We start from the raw sequence: 14853 nt of genomic DNA on the forward strand, positions 1-14853 counted from the left end.
CCACGGCGGCCCGGACCGCGCGCCGGGTGCCGCGCCAGGCGCCGCCGCGCGCGCCCGGCTGCCCGGGCCGCGCTGCGCCGACGACGTCCGCTGCCAGATCAAGGGCTTCGCGTCCGCCTCGGCCGTGGCCCCCGGCGAGGCGCTGGACTTCCGGGTGCACGTCGACCCGCCCCAGCAGTTCACCGTGGACGTCTACCGGATCGGCCACTACGGCGGCGACGGCGCCACCAAGGTGCACACCAGCCCGCGCCTGTCCGGCATCGCGCAGCCGCCGCCGCTGACCGCCGACCGCACGGTCTCCTGCCACCACTGGTGGCTGTCCTGGCGGCTCCAGATCCCGTCGTACTGGCCCACCGGCGCCTACGTCGGCGTGCTGACCAGCGCCGACGGCTACCGCAGCCACGTGCCGTTCACGGTCCGCGACTTCGCCCCGGCCGACCTGCTGCTGGTGCTGCCGGACATCACCTGGCAGGCGTACAACCTCTACCCCGAGGACGGCAGGACCGGCGCCAGCCTCTACCACGCCTGGGACGAGGAGGGCCGCCTGCTGGGCGAGGACGAGGCGGCGGTCACGGTCTCCTTCGACCGGCCGTACGCGGGCGCGGGCCTGCCGCTGCACGTCGGCCACTCCTACGACTTCGTCCGCTGGGCCGACCGCTACGGCTACGACCTGGCGTACGCCGAGGCCCGCGACCTGCACGCGGGCCGCGTGGACCCGGCCCGCTACCGGGGGCTGATCTTCGCCGGGCACGACGAGTACTGGTCGGCGTCGGTGCGCCAGGCGGTGGAGCAGGCCCGGGACGGCGGCACGTCGCTGGTCTTCCTGTCCGCGAACACCTGCTACTGGCGCGTCGATCTCGCCCCGTCCCCGTACGGCCCGGACCGCCTGCTGACCTGCCGCAAGCGGCGCCGCGCGGGCGGCTCGGGGCGGTCGGGCCGCTCGGAGCTGTGGCGGGAGGCGGCCGCGCCCGAGCAGCGGCTGCTGGGCATCCAGTACGCGGGCCGGGTGCCCGAGCCGCGCCCGCTGGTGGTGCGCAACGCCGGCCACTGGCTGTGGGAGGGCACCGGCTGCGAGGAGGGGGAGGAGCTGCCGGACCTGGTCGCGGGCGGGGCCGACCGCTACTTCCCCAAGGTGTGCCTGCCCGAGCACACCGAGCGGGTGCTGCTCGCCCACTCGCCCTACGAGGACGGCCGGGGCCTGCTCCGGCACCAGGAGACCTCTCTGTACCGGGCGCCGAGCGGCGCGTGGGTGTTCGCGGCCGGCACCTTCGCGTGGGTCCCGGCCCTGGACCGGCCCGGGCACGCGGACACCCGCGTCCAGCGGGCCACGGCCAACCTGCTGGACCGCATCTGCAAGCGGATCTGAGGACGGGGGCGGGGCGGGCCCCGAGGTAGGGCCCGGCGGCGCCCCGGGCCTTGCCTCCGGACGGTGGCGCCCCCGCGCCTTGCCCCGCGACGGTCGCGGCGGCCCCCGGGGCCTGCCCGGGACGGCTCCGCCCCGGCCCTGACCCGGGAGGCGGCTCCCGGGTCCTGCCCCGGGACAGCGGCCCCGGGGCCCGGGACGGGCACGGCGGCCCCGGGCCCCGGCCGCCACCTCCGGCCCCTCCGTCCGCCCCGGCGCCCGTCCGCTCCCGCGCCCGGCCTCCTCGCCGTACGCCCTCCGCCGTACGCGGACCGCGTCCGCCCGCCGTACCCCGTACGGACGCACCCCGGATCCTCCGCCCTCCGACCCGCCCGTACCGCCCGCCGCGCCCCGGACCCGCGCCCCGAACCCGCCCGCCGGGAGCGCCAACCGCGGCCCGGCCGCCCGCTCCGCACGGCCGTTCGCCGGACCCGTGTCGGGCGGGTTTTCCGCGGTGCGGGAGAATCAGGGGACGGGGGTTGGACAAACCCACCAGGAGGATGTGTGTCCGGATTCGTCGAGAAACCCGAGCCGGTGGAGGTCCCGGGCTTGGTGCACCTGCACACCGGCAAGGTGCGCGACCTCTACAGGAGCGAGAGCGGCGACCTGGTCATGGTGGCCAGCGACCGGATCTCCGCCTACGACTGGGTGCTGCCCACCGAGATTCCCGACAAGGGACGCGTCCTGACCCAGCTGTCGCTCTGGTGGTTCGACCAGCTGGCCGACCTGGTCCCCGGCCACGTGCGGTCCACGGAGGTGCCCAAGGGCGCCCCGGACGACTGGGAGGGCCGGGTCATGGTGTGCGCGCCGCTGCGCATGCTGCCGGTGGAGTGCGTCGCCCGCGGCTACCTGACCGGCTCTGGCCTGCGGGAGTACGAGAAGGACCGCACCGTGTGCGGGCTGGCCCTGCCGCCCGGCCTGACCGACGGCTCCGAGCTGCCGTCCCCGATCTTCACGCCCGCGACCAAGGCCGCGGTGGGCGAGCACGACGAGAACGTGTCGTACGAGGAGGTGGTCCGCGAGGTCGGCGCCGACACCGCCGCCCGGCTGCGCCAGGCCACGCTCGCGGTCTACGGCCGCGCCCGGGACATCGCGCGGGACCGGGGCATCATCCTGGCGGACACGAAGTTCGAGTTCGGCACCGAGGGCGACGGCGGGGACCTGGTCCTGGCCGACGAGGTGCTGACCTCCGACTCCTCCCGCTTCTGGCCCGTCGAGGAGTGGCAGCCGGGCCGGCCGCAGACGTCGTTCGACAAGCAGTTCGTGCGCGACTGGCTGGACTCGCCGGACTCCGGCTGGGACCGTACCGGCGAGCGGCCGCCGCCCCGGCTGCCGCGCGAGATCGTGGAGCAGACGCGGGAGCGCTACCTGGAGGCGTACCGGCGGCTGACGGGCAATGCCTGGTCCTGACGGCCGGTCGGGTCCCTTTCCGCAGCGCGGCGGTGCGTACGTGCCGTATCCGGCCCCTCGGGGCCGGATATCCGGTGGTCGGCTCGGGGCCGCCGACCGGACACCGGGACGCGGCCCGACCGCGGAGCCGTACGGACCCGGAGTCGTACGACCTCGCAGCCGCCCGACCTCGCAGCCGTCCGACGGCGGAGCCGTACGACCAGGGGGAGCCGGCCGATCAGACGATACGTACGACGTCCAACGCTCAAGGAAACGCCGAAGGGTCCCGGTCGTTTGACCGGGACCCTTCAGCAGATTTACCGAGCGGACGACGAGGCTCGAACTCGCGACCTCAACCTTGGCAAGGTTGCGCTCTACCAACTGAGCTACGTCCGCCTGCTCCCGTCCGGCTCTCACCGGGCGGTGCGAGGTTCACTATACCCGATCCGCGGGACCGGCCGGACAAGGTCCGGGATCCAGCGGATCGGAGTGATCCGGAGCGGGTGACAGGGATCGCACACTGCGCCTCCCTCTTGGAAAGAGGGCGCTCTGCTACTGAGCTACACCCGCGAGCTTCCGGTGGGCTTACCGGCCTTCCGGCCTCGCCCCTCGGCGTGCTCCAGACTCTAGCCGACTCCCCGGGGTGCCGTGCAAGTCGGCGCCGGGCGCCCGGCGGCCTGGGCCCGCCCGTCGGCTCTCCGCCCAACTCCCCGGTCAGCTCGCCGCGTCGAACGCCTCGTACACCTTCTTCGGGATGCGGCCGCGCGGCGGCACCTCCATGCCGCGCGACCGGGCCCAGGCGCGGACGGCGGCCGGGTCGGGGGCGACCGAGGTGTGCCGGTAGGTCCGGCCGGAGCGGGCGCGCTTGCGCCCGGCCTCCACATACGGGGCGAGCAGGTCGCGGAGTTTACTCGCGTTGTCGGTGTTCAGGTCGATCTCGTACGAGCTGCCGTCAAGTCCGAACGAGACGGTCTCCTCGGCCTGTCCGCCGTCGATGTCGTCCGAGATCATGACTACTACGCGCTGCGCCACGGGTATCGGTCCTTTCGGGCTGCATCGATGCATCAGCGGCAAAGATGGCAGGTGTCCGGTGCGAGAGTCTTTCCTTTTCATTTTTACAGCGCCGGGCATTGCATTGTGAAGCCCCAAGAATTCCGCCAGCGTGTCCTGGGGCAAACGGGCCCAGGCGCTTTGCCGTAACTTTCCCTTGGAAGGGTCACCGCCGACGCGTCCCGGCGTTCGCCCACGGCATATCTACGCGAGTAGATTCTACTCCGGGGTACGCTGGGGCCACTGCCTTACGCACCAGCACCACACACCAGGAGTGCCAGTGGCACGCGTCGTCGTCGACGTCATGCTCAAGCCCGAGATCCTCGACCCCCAAGGCCAGGCGGTGCAGCGCGCGCTGCCCCGCCTCGGCTTCGACGGGATCGCCGACGTCCGGCAGGGCAAGCGCTTTGAGCTGGAGGTGGAGGGACCGGTCGATGACGCCGCCCTCGCCCGCATCCGCGAGATGGCCGAGACCTTCCTCGCCAACACCGTCATCGAGAACTACACCGTGAAGGTCGAGGCGCCGTGACCGCGCGCGTCGGAGTCGTCACCTTCCCCGGCAGCCTCGACGACCGCGACACCGGGCGCGCGGTCCGGCTGGCCGGCCTGGAGGCCGTGCCGCTGTGGCACCGGGACACCGACCTGAAGCAGGTCGACGCCGTGGTGCTGCCCGGGGGCTTCTCCTACGGCGACTATCTGCGGGCCGGTGCGATCTCCCGGTTCTCCCCGGTGATGGGCCCGGTGGTCGAGCAGGCGCGGGCTGGCATGCCCGTGCTCGGCATCTGCAACGGTTTCCAGGTGCTCACCGAGACGCACCTGCTGCCGGGCGCGATGTTGCGAAATGATCACCTTCAGTTCATCTGCCGGGACCAGACCTTGCGAGTGGAAAACACCGCGACCGCCTGGACCGGCGCGTACCAGCAGGGACAGGAGATCAGCGTCCCGCTGAAGAACATCGACGGCCGGTACGTCGCCGAGGAGCGCGTGCTGGACGAGCTGGAAGCCGAGGGCCGGGTCGTCGTGCGCTACGTCGGCGGGGGCCAGGGCGGGCACCCGCTCACCGAGCGCCGCAACCCGAACGGCTCGCTGCGCGACATCGCCGGCGTGTGCAACGCGGCGGGCAACGTCGTCGGCCTCATGCCGCACCCCGAGCACGCCGTCGAACCGCTGGTCGGCACCGGGCGCACCGACGGCCTCGGGTTCTTCACCTCGCTGCTGAGGAAGCTGGTCTCCGCATGACTCTCGACACCACCAAGCACGCGGCCGAGACCCCGGACGCCCCCCAGCCGTGGGCCGAGCTGGGCCTGAAGGCCGACGAGTACGAGCGGATCCGGGCCATCCTGGGCCGCCGGCCCACCGGCGCCGAGCTGGCCATGTACTCCGTGATGTGGTCCGAGCACTGCTCGTACAAGTCCAGCAAGGTGCACCTGCGGCAGTTCGGCGCGAAGGCCCCGACCGAGGGGCCGGGCGCCGAGGCGCTGCTGGTCGGCATCGGTGAGAACGCGGGCGTGGTCGACGTCGGCCAGGGCTACGCGGTCACCTTCAAGGTCGAGTCGCACAACCACCCCTCGTACGTCGAGCCGTACCAGGGCGCGGCCACCGGCGTCGGCGGCATCGTCCGCGACATCCTCGCCATGGGCGCCCGGCCCGTCGCCGTCATGGACCCGCTGCGCTTCGGCGACCCGCACGCGGCCGACACCAAGCGGGTGCTGTCCGGCGTGGTCGCGGGCATCGGCGGTTACGGCAACTGCCTGGGCCTGCCCAACATCGGCGGCGAGGTCGTCTTCGACCCCTGCTACCAGGGCAACCCGCTGGTCAACGCGCTGTGCGTGGGCGTCATGCGGCACGAGGACATCCACCTGGCCAAGGCGTCGGGCCCGGGCAACAAGGTCGTGCTGTACGGGGCGCGCACCGGCGGCGACGGCATCGGCGGCGTGTCCGTGCTGGCCTCGGAGACGTTCGACGACAGTAAGCCGTCGAAGCGTCCCGCGGTGCAGGTCGGCGACCCGTTCCAGGAGAAGCTGCTGATCGAGTGCACGCTGGAGCTGTTCGCCGAGCGGCTGGTGGAGGGCATCCAGGACCTCGGTGGCGCGGGCCTGTCCTGCGCCACGTCCGAGCTGGCCTCGGCGGGCAGCGGCGGCATGCGCGTCGAGCTGGACACCGTGCCGCTGCGCGACGCGACCCTCTCGCCCGAGGAGATCCTCATGAGCGAGTCGCAGGAGCGCATGTGCGCGGTCGTCGCGCCGGAGAAGGTGACGCGCTTCCTGGCGATCTGCGAGAAGTGGGACGTCACCGCCACCGTCATCGGCGAGGTCACCGACGGCGACCGGCTGGAGATCTACTGGCACGGCGAGCAGATCGTGGACGTGCCGCCGCGCACCGTGGCCCACGAGGGCCCGGTCTACGAGCGGCCGTACGCGCGCCCGGCGAGCCAGGACGCGCTCCAGGCCGACGACCCGGCCGCGCTGCCGCGCCCGGCGGGCCCGGACGAGCTGCGCGCGCAGGTGCTCGCGGTGGTCTCCGCGCCGAACCAGGCGTCGAAGGCGTGGGTCACCGACCAGTACGACCGGTTCGTGCAGGGCAACACGATCCTGGCCCAGCCGGAGGACTCCGGCATGATCCGGGTGGACGAGGAGACGGGCCTGGGCGTGGCGGTGTCCACGGACGGCAACGGCCGGTACGCGAAGCTCGACCCGTACGCGGGCGCGCAGCTCGCGCTCGCCGAGTCGTACCGCAACGTGGCCGCCACCGGCGCCCGCCCGCTGGCCGTCACCAACTGCCTGAACTTCGGCTCGCCCGAGGACCCGGCCGTCATGTGGCAGTTCGCCGAGGCCACCCGCGGCCTCGCGGACGGCTGCCAGGCCCTGGGCACGCCGGTCACCGGCGGCAACGTGTCGCTGTACAACCAGACCGGCGAGACGGCCATCCACCCCACGCCCGTCGTCGGCGTGCTCGGCGTCATCGACGACGTGGCCGGGCGCACGCCGGTCGCCTTCACCGGCGAGGGCGACCACGTCTTCCTGCTGGGCGACACGGCGGCCGAGTTCGGCGGCTCGGCGTGGGCCCAGACCGTGCACGGCCACCTGGGCGGGCTGCCGCCGCGGGTGGACCTGGAGCGGGAGCGGCTGCTGGCCGACGTGCTGGTCACCGCCTCGCGCGAGGGCCTGGCCGCCGCCGCGCACGACCTGTCCGACGGCGGCCTGATCCAGGCGCTGGCCGAGTCCTGCCTGCGCGGCGGGCGGGGCGCGCGGGTGGTGGTGCCGGACGGGCTCGACCCGTTCGTCTTCCTGTTCTCCGAGTCGGCGGGCCGCGCGATCGTGGCGGTGCCGCGCGAGCAGGAGCGGCGGTTCGCCGAACTGTGCCAGGGGCGGGGCCTGCCGGCCGCGCGCGTCGGCGTGGTGGACGGCGCGGCGGTCGAGGTGCATGGCCAGTTCAGCCTGCCGCTGGCGGAGCTGCGCGAGGCGTACGAGGCGACGCTGCCGGCGCTGATGGCCTGACGTACGGCCGGGCGGCGGTTTCGGTACGGGCGGTGCGTACGCGCGGGGTCACGGGCGTACGCACCGGCGCGTACGCCCGCAAGTGCGCCCTACGCGCCCGTATGCGCCCGTATGCGGGAGCGGGCCCCCGCTGTCGTACCCCGACCGTATGATCACCTCATGCCGCCCCGCCCCCGCACCCGCGCCTACGCCCCGGACGCGACCCGCGCCGCCGTGCGCGCGCAGCTCGGCCACGTGCGGGCGGCGGTGGCCGCCCTGGACCCGGCGGACCTCGCCGCGCCGACCCGGCTGGGCGGCTGGACGGTGCGCGAGCTGGTCGCCCACCTGGGCATGGTCGCGCGCAGCGTGGTCAGCGGCCTGGAGCAGCCCGCGCCGCCCCGGCAGGAGGCGAGCCTGGCCGACTACGTGACCGGGACCGCGCCGCTGGCCGCCGCCATCGACGAGGGCACGCACGCGCTGGCCGCCGAGGGCGACCCGCGCGAGCTGCTGGAGCGCATTGCCGCCCGGTTCGCCGAGCTGCTCGCAAACGCCCCCGGAGACCGGCTGGTGCCGTCCCGGGTCGGCGCGTTCCGGCTGGACGAGTACCTGGTCACCCGCTGTGTCGAGCTGGTCGTGCACACCGACGACCTGGCGGCGGCCCTGGGCGCGGAGATCCCGTTCGACCGGCAGGCGCTCGCCACGACGACGCGGCTGCTGGCCGACGCGCTGGCGGCGGCCGCGCCGGGCGGCGCGGTGGAGGTCCGGGTGCCGCCGTTCGCCGTGGTCCAGTGCGTCGAGGGCCCCCGGCACACCCGGGGCACTCCGCCGAACGTGGTGGAGACCGACCCGCTGACCTGGATCCGGCTGGCCACGGGCCGTACGTCCTGGGCCGACGCGGCGGCGTCGGGCGCGGTCACGGCCAGCGGCGAGCGGGCCGACCTGGCGGCTTACCTGCCGGTCATGAGCTAGACACGCCTGCCGCCAGGGCCCGCGCGGGATGTGACTTTTCTCCCGGTCCGGCCCCTCGTTCGGTGGTACCGCCGAACTGGCCTAGACTCGATGGCGTGCGTGGTGACGGGAAACTCAGCCACGACCTCCTCCCCGGCGAGAAGGGCCCCCGGGACGCCTGCGGCGTCTTCGGTGTCTGGGCCCCGGGTGAAGAGGTCGCCAAACTCACCTATTTCGGGCTGTATGCGCTGCAGCACCGCGGGCAGGAGTCCGCGGGCATCGCGGTGAGCAACGGCTCCCAGATCCTCGTCTTCAAGGACATGGGCCTGGTCTCCCAGGTCTTCGACGAGACCTCCCTCAGCTCTCTCCAGGGGCACATCGCGGTCGGGCACACCCGCTACTCCACCACCGGAGCCTCGGTGTGGGAGAACGCGCAGCCGACCTTCCGCGCGACCGGCCACGGCTCGGTGGCCCTGGCCCACAACGGCAACCTGGTCAACACCGCCGAGCTGGCGGAGCTGGCCGCGGAGCTGCCCCAGAGCGGATCGCGCGGGGGCAGGGTCGCGGCGACCAACGACACCGACCTGGTGACCGCCCTGCTCGCGGGCCAGGTCGGCGAGGACGGCGAGCCGCTGACCGTCGAGCAGGCCGCACCCGGTGTGCTGGCTCAGGTCAAGGGCGCTTTCAGCCTCGTTTTCATGGACGAGCAGACGCTGTACGCGGCCCGGGACGCGCAGGGCGTCCGGCCGCTGGTCCTCGGCCGCCTGGAGCGCGGCTGGGTGGTGGCCTCGGAGACCGCGGCGCTCGACATCGTGGGCGCCACGTTCGTCCGCGAGATCGAGCCCGGCGAGCTGGTCGCGGTCGACGCGAACGGCCTGCGCACCACCCGCTTCGCCGAGGCCCGCCCCAAGGGCTGCGTCTTCGAGTACGTCTACCTGGCCCGCCCGGACACCGACATCGCCGGGCGCAACGTCTACCTCTCCCGCGTCGAGATGGGCCGCAGGCTGGCCGCCGAGGCGCCCGCCGACGCCGACCTGGTGATCGCCACGCCGGAGTCCGGCACGCCGGCCGCCATCGGGTACGCGGAGGCCAGCGGCATCCCGTACGGCGCGGGCCTGGTGAAGAACGCGTACGTCGGCCGGACCTTCATCCAGCCCTCGCAGACCATCCGCCAGCTGGGCATCCGGCTGAAGCTCAACCCGCTGAAGGAAGTCATCCGCGGCAAGCGCCTGGTGGTCGTGGACGACTCGATCGTCCGCGGCAACACGCAGCGCGCCCTGGTGCGGATGCTGCGGGAGGCGGGCGCGGCGGAGGTGCACATCCGCATCTCCTCGCCGCCCATCAAGTGGCCGTGCTTCTTCGGCATCGACTTCGCCACCCGCGCCGAGCTGATCGCCAACGGCCTGTCGGTCGAGGAGATCGGCACCTCGCTGGGCGCCGACTCCCTCGCGTACATCTCCATAGACGGGATGATCGAGGCGACCACGATCGCCAAGCCGGACCTGTGCCGGGCGTGCTTCGACGGGGAGTACCCGATGGAGCTGCCGGACCCGGAGCTGCTGGGCAAGCACCTGCTAGAGGCGGAGCTGCGGGGCGCAGCCCCGTCCGTTGAGGGTGGTGGCGGGCGACGGGCGGGCGGAGTGCGGGGCGCAGCCCCGTCCGTTGAGGGTGGTGGCGGGCGACGGGCGGGCGGAGTGCGGGGCGCAGCCCCGTCCGTTGAGGGTGGTGGCGGGCGACGGGCGGGCGGAGTGCGGGGCGCAGCCCCGTCCGTTGAGGGCGGTGGCGGGCGACGGGCGGGCGAGGCCCAGGCGCGTACGCCGAGCCCGCACGACTCCGACGGCGTGACCACGCTCACCGCCGGCGTGGGAGCCGCGGACGCGCTGCGCCGCCCGTAAGCCCCCTCGCCGACGCACCACCACGCCGTACCGCCGCCGCCTGCCGGCCGTGGCACCCGGCGCACCCACTCCACGACGAAAGACGTACGGGCATGTCCGCACCCTCACCCGACCCGACGACCCGCGGCGCCTCCCCGGGCGCCTCCCCGGCCGACCGTCCCGCCGCCGCCAGCTACGCGGCCGCGGGCGTCGACATCGAGGCCGGTGACCGCGCCGTCGAGCTGATGAAGGAGTGGGTGCGCAAGGCCACCCGGCCCGAGGTGGTGGGCGGGCTCGGCGGCTTCGCCGGGCTGTTCGACGCCTCGGCCCTGAAGCGGTACGACCGGCCGCTGCTGGCCTCCGCCACCGACGGCGTCGGCACCAAGGTGGACATCGCGCGGCGCATGGGCGTGTACGACACCATCGGGCGCGACCTGGTCGGCATGGTCGTGGACGACCTGGTGGTGTGCGGCGCCGAGCCGCTGTTCATGACGGACTACATCTGCGTCGGCAAGGTCTACCCGGAGCGGGTCGCGGCCCTGGTCAAGGGCATCGCGGAGGGCTGCGCGCTGGCGGGCTGCGCGCTGGTGGGCGGCGAGACCGCCGAGCACCCGGGGCTGCTGGGCGCCGACGAGTTCGACGTGGCCGGGGCCGGTACGGGCGTGGTCGAGGCCGACCGGCTGCTGGGCGCGGACCGCGTCCGCGCGGGCGACGCGGTCGTCGCGATGGCGTCCTCCGGACTTCACTCCAACGGGTACTCGCTGGTGCGGCACGTGCTGTCCGCCCGGGCGGGCTGGGAGCTGGACCGGGAGGTCCCGGAGCTGGGCCGCACGCTCGGCGAGGAGCTGCTGGAGCCGACCCGTATCTACGCGCTGGACTGCCTGGCCCTGACCCGCACCACCGAGGTGCACGCCTTCGCGCACATCACCGGCGGCGGGCTGGCCGCGAACCTCGCCCGGGTGGTCCCGGACGGGCTGCGCGCGGTGGTCGACCGCGGCACGTGGACGCCGGGCGCCGTGTTCGGGCTGGTCGCAGACGCGGGCTCGGTGGCGCGGGCCGAGCTGGAGCGGACGCTGAACATGGGCGTCGGCATGGTCGCGGTCGTGCCCGCCGGGTCGGCCGAGGCGGCCCTGACCACGCTCGCGGACCGGGGCGTGCCCGCCTGGGTGTGCGGCGAGGTCGAGGACCGCCCGGCCGGATCCGCCGACGCGGCCGTGCTGACCGGCGACTACGCGGCGTGACGGCGGAGGGGACGGAGGGGGCGGAAGGTGCGGACCGTGCGGGGGAGCGCGGCGGCGCGTGCGGCGTGCCGGGAGCGTACGACGACTACGGAGCGTAGCGTGCCGGGGTCGGGTGCCGTGGGCCGTCCGGAGGCGCCGGCCCGCCGGACGGGGACCGCGGCGCGGGCGGCGGCGCGGGTGCGGGCAGCGGCGCGGGCAGCACAGAAGCCGGTCCGGGGCGGGTGCCCCGGACCGGCTGAAAAGCGACGGGGAGTCGAGCGCCTGGAACGAGCCGTTCAGGCGCGACGACGCCGCGCGGGGGAGTCCGACGGTTCGTCGTCCTCGTCCTCGTCGTCGTTGTACAGATCCGCGTACTGTGCGTACGGGTCGTCGTCCAGCTCATCGCCGTCGAACCGCTCGCCGTTCGGCGGCTGGTTCGCTGTCGATGCGCCCAGCTCTTCAGCCAGGCGCGTGAGGTCAGTCCCACCGCTGTTGTACTTCAGCTGGCGGGCGACCTTCGTCTGCTTGGCCTTGGCCCGGCCGCGCCCCATGGCTCGACCCCCTCAACGACGGGGCGCGACGGCCCCAGAGTCTTGACACGCGTTTACGTTCATGATCCAGATCGGGCTCTCCCATGGAGAACCCGGTCCGTAGGGCTTCAACGGTACCTGCTTCTGTGGCCATACGGTACGTCGCCCGCATGACGTGCCACTGGGCACCGGCCGCGAGTCGCCCCGTACCCGCTGGTCAACCGCGATTTTAACGGGTCTTTTCCGCCGACCCGCCGACCGGCCGTGAGAGATCTCTCGCCCCCGCGCGCCCGCCCGGACTACGGCACCTGGCGGCGCCGCTCGGCGTCCCGCATGCGCTGCTCCGCGAGCCGGTCCGCGGCCGCGGCGGGCGGGATGCCGTCGGCGCGCGCCCGCTCGAATATGGCCAAAGTCGTGTCGAAGATCCCGCTCGCCTTGGCCTTGGCCCGGTCGAAGTCGAAACCACGCAGTTCGTCCGCCACCTGAATCACGCCACCCGCGTTCACGACGTAGTCCGGAGCGTAGAGGATGCCGCGGTCGGCCAGGTCCTTCGCCACGCCGGGGTGGGCGAGCTGGTTGTTGGCCGCGCCGCACACCACGGTGGCGGCCATGGCGGCCACCGAGGCGTCGTCCAGCGCGCCGCCGAGCGCGCACGGAGCGTACACGTCCAGGCGGTCGCGGACGAGCGTGTCGGCGTCCGGCACGGCCGTCACGCTCGGGTACCGGTCGCGGACCCGGTCCACGGCCTCGCCGCGCACGTCCGTCACCACCACCTCGGCGCCGTCCGCCAGCAGGTGGCCCACCAGGTGGTAGCCCACCTTGCCGACCCCGGCCACCCCGACCCGGCGCCCCCGCAGCGTCGGCTCGCCCCAGGACGTCTGGGCGCACGCGAGCATGCCCTGGAAGACGCCGTACGCGGTGAGCACCGAGGAGTCCCCGGCGCCGCCCCGCGCGGGAGAGCGGCCGGTGGTCCACGGGCACGCGCGGGCGACGACGTCCATGTCGGCGACGTACGTGCCGACGTCGCAGGCGGTGACGTACCGGCCGCCGAGGGAGGCCACGAACCGGCCATAGGCGAGCAGCAGCTTCTCTGTCTTGATTTCGTCGGGATCGCCGATGATCACGGCCTTGCCGCCGCCGTGGTCGAGCCCGGCCAGCGCGTTCTTGTACGACATGCCGCGGGAGAGGTTGAGCGCGTCCAGCACCGCTTCCCGGTCCGAGGCGTACGCGTGGAACCGGGTGCCGCCGAGGGCCGGGCCCAGGGCGGTGGAGTGGACGGCGATGACGGCCTTGAGGCCGCTGTCCTGGTCCTGGCACAGGACGACCTGCTTGTGCCCGCCCTGCTCCGAGTGGAAGAGGACGGCCAAAGGGTCTGGCAGGTGGCTTCCGCCGGCCCCGTCGACGCTGACGGTGGGACGTACGTCGGTCACGGTGGTGACTCCCATGCACGGTGAGGTTTTCGCTGGGGTGCGGGCCCTCCCGCGGGTGGGGGGAGGGCCGGTGGGCACGAGGGTAAGCCCTGGGCAGCCGCGTATGGCCGGTGCCCGGACCCCCTCAGGGCCCGCGCCGTGAAACGATGCGGACAGCGCCGGGGCACAGCCCTCCGGCGGTGGTGACGAGGCTTGAGGGAGCGCGCGTGACCGTGACGTCTTCGCTGATCGTCCCGTATGCGTCGTATCTGCGGGTCTACGAGCCGCTGGCCGCCTTCCCCGAGCCCGAGCGGACCCACTGGGTGCGGTACGCCAGGCGCGAGCACATCCCGAGCGCACAGGACGAGCTGCGCCGCTCCCTGGCCGACCTGGTGCCCGTGCCGCCGGTGCCGGTGCCGGTGCACGAGAGCGGCGACGCGTTCGTGGCCGTCGTGGACGGCGTCACCTGCGTGTGCCCCTGGCGCACCCGGCTGCGCGGCTGGCTGGCCCTGGAGGAGCTGGTCTCGGAACTGCCGCCGCCGCTGCTTGACGCGGTGCTGCCGCCGGTGGTGCGGCGGCAGACGGTGGCCGATTACGAGCGGTGGCTGGCACGCAATCCGGACGCCCGGCCGTGGATCCGGTCGGCGACGTGGCACGTGCCCGTGCGCTGGTTCGTGCTGTTCGCGGACGAGGAGCGGGAGTACACCAAGGGCGAGGACGGGCTCGTGCTGCGCTACCGGACCGCGATGGTCCAGGCCAGGCGCCGGGTCGCGCGTGCACTGAAGGTGCTGCGGGACGCGCTCGGCGAGGGCCCGCTCATAGACGGCCTGGTAGATGTGGGGCGATGGCTGGAGGAATTTCACCCGCGCTCGCTGGTCGAGCTGGACTACGGCGGCCTGGTGCACGCGGTGCCGGACGGGCTGCTGGACGACGACCGCTCGGCGGCCGACGTGGCGGAGGGCCTGTCCGCCCTGCGCGACGGGGACGGGGAGCGGGCCGGGAGCGCGTACGAGCGGCTGACGGAGCGGTGGAGCGCGGTGCGCGGGCGGCAGAACGCGAGCTGAGGCGGGCGGCGGGGCCGGGCCGACGGGCGGGGCCGCGGGCGTGCGGGGGGCCGCCAGGGGCCGCCCGGGCCTTTGAGCCACCCAGGGGGCCTTGAGGCCGTCGAAGGGGCTCAGAGGGGGCCTGAACCGGCCGTGGAGGCGCCTGGGTGGCCGGTGGGAGCGGTCTCGCGGAGCCGGAAGGGTCCGGGCGTGGCCGGAACCGGGCGGTCGGCACCCGGCCACAGGCCGACAGGTCGGGACGTAGGCCTCATCCTGGGCATTGGTCTCAAGCGTGATCTACAGCACTATCTCTGGGCCTTGCGGCTATCCCCCACCCTCGTGCCAAAATAGGACAAGGAGCCCGGAGAGGCCCCTTCCGTCTAAGTATGGGCGGATTCATCGGTATTGCACTCCCTTGGTAGGTCTGGTGACCCCCGAACTCGCCGTGACTGATCGTCACGAAGTTGTGACTGTCCGCTATGGCATGGTCCATCGGCTTCCGTCGAGGTTGA

General features: G+C 73.7%; 11 protein-coding genes, 2 tRNA genes and 1 pseudogene. 9 read left to right on the forward strand and 5 right to left on the reverse strand.

What is annotated here, in order from left to right; all coding sequences use genetic code 11:
* Positions 1–1366: N,N-dimethylformamidase beta subunit family domain-containing protein (locus RKE29_RS05610; RefSeq protein ID WP_312003918.1), on the forward strand; the 1366-nt coding region annotated here is incomplete at its 5' end.
* Between the two features lie 540 nt (positions 1367–1906).
* Positions 1907–2812, forward strand: coding sequence for a phosphoribosylaminoimidazolesuccinocarboxamide synthase (locus tag RKE29_RS05615; RefSeq protein ID WP_312003919.1), 906 nt, complete (start codon positions 1907–1909; stop codon positions 2810–2812).
* Positions 2813–3114: 302 nt separating this feature from the next.
* Here the strand turns inward: RKE29_RS05615 and RKE29_RS05620 are convergent.
* The 3 genes from RKE29_RS05620 to RKE29_RS05630 form a co-directional block, all read right to left on the reverse strand.
* Positions 3115–3187 (reverse strand) — tRNA-Gly (locus RKE29_RS05620).
* A 102-nt stretch (positions 3188–3289) separates the two neighbouring features.
* Positions 3290–3361 (reverse strand) — tRNA-Gly (locus tag RKE29_RS05625).
* Between the two features lie 144 nt (positions 3362–3505).
* Positions 3506–3823, reverse strand: coding sequence for an Lsr2 family protein (locus RKE29_RS05630; protein WP_312003920.1), 318 nt, complete (start codon positions 3821–3823; stop codon positions 3506–3508).
* Positions 3824–4115: 292 nt separating this feature from the next.
* Between RKE29_RS05630 and purS the strand changes: the two genes are divergently transcribed.
* The 6 genes and pseudogenes from purS (at position 4116) to purM (ending at position 11380) form a co-directional block, all read left to right on the forward strand.
* Positions 4116–4370 carry a phosphoribosylformylglycinamidine synthase subunit PurS gene (gene purS / locus RKE29_RS05635; protein WP_312003921.1) on the forward strand — a complete coding sequence of 85 codons (255 nt, stop codon included), beginning with the start codon at positions 4116–4118 and terminating at the stop codon, positions 4368–4370.
* Positions 4367–5080 (forward strand): phosphoribosylformylglycinamidine synthase subunit PurQ, encoded by a 714-nt coding sequence (gene purQ, locus RKE29_RS05640; RefSeq protein ID WP_312003922.1) that lies wholly within the window; start codon positions 4367–4369, stop codon positions 5078–5080. The genes purS and purQ overlap by 4 nt, the downstream gene beginning before the upstream one ends.
* A complete protein-coding gene (purL, locus tag RKE29_RS05645) occupies positions 5077–7338 on the forward strand; it encodes a phosphoribosylformylglycinamidine synthase subunit PurL (RefSeq protein WP_312003923.1) in 2262 nt (753 codons plus the stop codon). The genes purQ and purL overlap by 4 nt, the downstream gene beginning before the upstream one ends.
* A gap of 159 nt (positions 7339–7497) precedes the next feature.
* Complete coding sequence (locus RKE29_RS05650; RefSeq protein WP_312003924.1) at positions 7498–8286, forward strand: sterol carrier family protein; 789 nt, start codon at positions 7498–7500, stop codon at positions 8284–8286.
* Between the two features lie 95 nt (positions 8287–8381).
* Positions 8382–9854 (forward strand): annotated as a pseudogene (gene purF, locus RKE29_RS05655) (amidophosphoribosyltransferase); the annotation flags it as partial.
* Between the two features lie 398 nt (positions 9855–10252).
* Positions 10253–11380 (forward strand): phosphoribosylformylglycinamidine cyclo-ligase, encoded by a 1128-nt coding sequence (purM, locus tag RKE29_RS05660; protein ID WP_312003925.1) that lies wholly within the window; start codon positions 10253–10255, stop codon positions 11378–11380.
* A 275-nt stretch (positions 11381–11655) separates the two neighbouring features.
* Here the strand turns inward: purM and RKE29_RS05665 are convergent, their stop codons facing one another.
* Both RKE29_RS05665 and RKE29_RS05670 read right to left on the reverse strand, forming a co-directional pair.
* Positions 11656–11910 carry a DUF3073 domain-containing protein gene (locus RKE29_RS05665; protein ID WP_312003926.1) on the reverse strand — a complete coding sequence of 85 codons (255 nt, stop codon included), beginning with the start codon at positions 11908–11910 and terminating at the stop codon, positions 11656–11658.
* 278 nt (positions 11911–12188) lie between these two features.
* The gene (locus RKE29_RS05670; RefSeq protein ID WP_312003927.1) at positions 12189–13334 is read right to left on the reverse strand and encodes a Glu/Leu/Phe/Val dehydrogenase dimerization domain-containing protein; all 1146 of its coding nucleotides are present in this window, start codon (positions 13332–13334) and stop codon (positions 12189–12191) included.
* Between the two features lie 191 nt (positions 13335–13525).
* On the opposite strand from RKE29_RS05670, the gene RKE29_RS05675 reads away from it, so the two are divergent.
* Positions 13526–14362, forward strand: a complete 837-nt coding sequence (locus RKE29_RS05675; RefSeq protein WP_312003928.1) for a hypothetical protein — start codon at positions 13526–13528, stop codon at positions 14360–14362.
* The last annotated feature ends 491 nt before the right edge of the window (positions 14363–14853 follow it).

Origin of the sequence: Streptomyces sp. B1866 (assembly GCF_031932565.1) — a bacterium.
In the GTDB taxonomy this organism is placed as follows: Bacteria; Actinomycetota; Actinomycetes; order Streptomycetales; family Streptomycetaceae; genus Streptomyces.

Bases quoted from the DNA above. Each gene is read 5' to 3' on its own strand.
- RKE29_RS05650 (WP_312003924.1), top strand. From the start codon at position 7,498: ATGCCGCCCCGCCCCCGCACCCGCGCCTACGCCCCGGACGCGACCCGC.
- RKE29_RS05670 (WP_312003927.1), bottom strand. From the start codon at position 13,334: ATGGGAGTCACCACCGTGACCGACGTACGTCCCACCGTCAGCGTCGAC.
- purL (WP_312003923.1), top strand. From the start codon at position 5,077: ATGACTCTCGACACCACCAAGCACGCGGCCGAGACCCCGGACGCCCCC.
- purM (WP_312003925.1), top strand. From the start codon at position 10,253: ATGTCCGCACCCTCACCCGACCCGACGACCCGCGGCGCCTCCCCGGGC.
- RKE29_RS05665 (WP_312003926.1), bottom strand. From the start codon at position 11,910: ATGGGGCGCGGCCGGGCCAAGGCCAAGCAGACGAAGGTCGCCCGCCAG.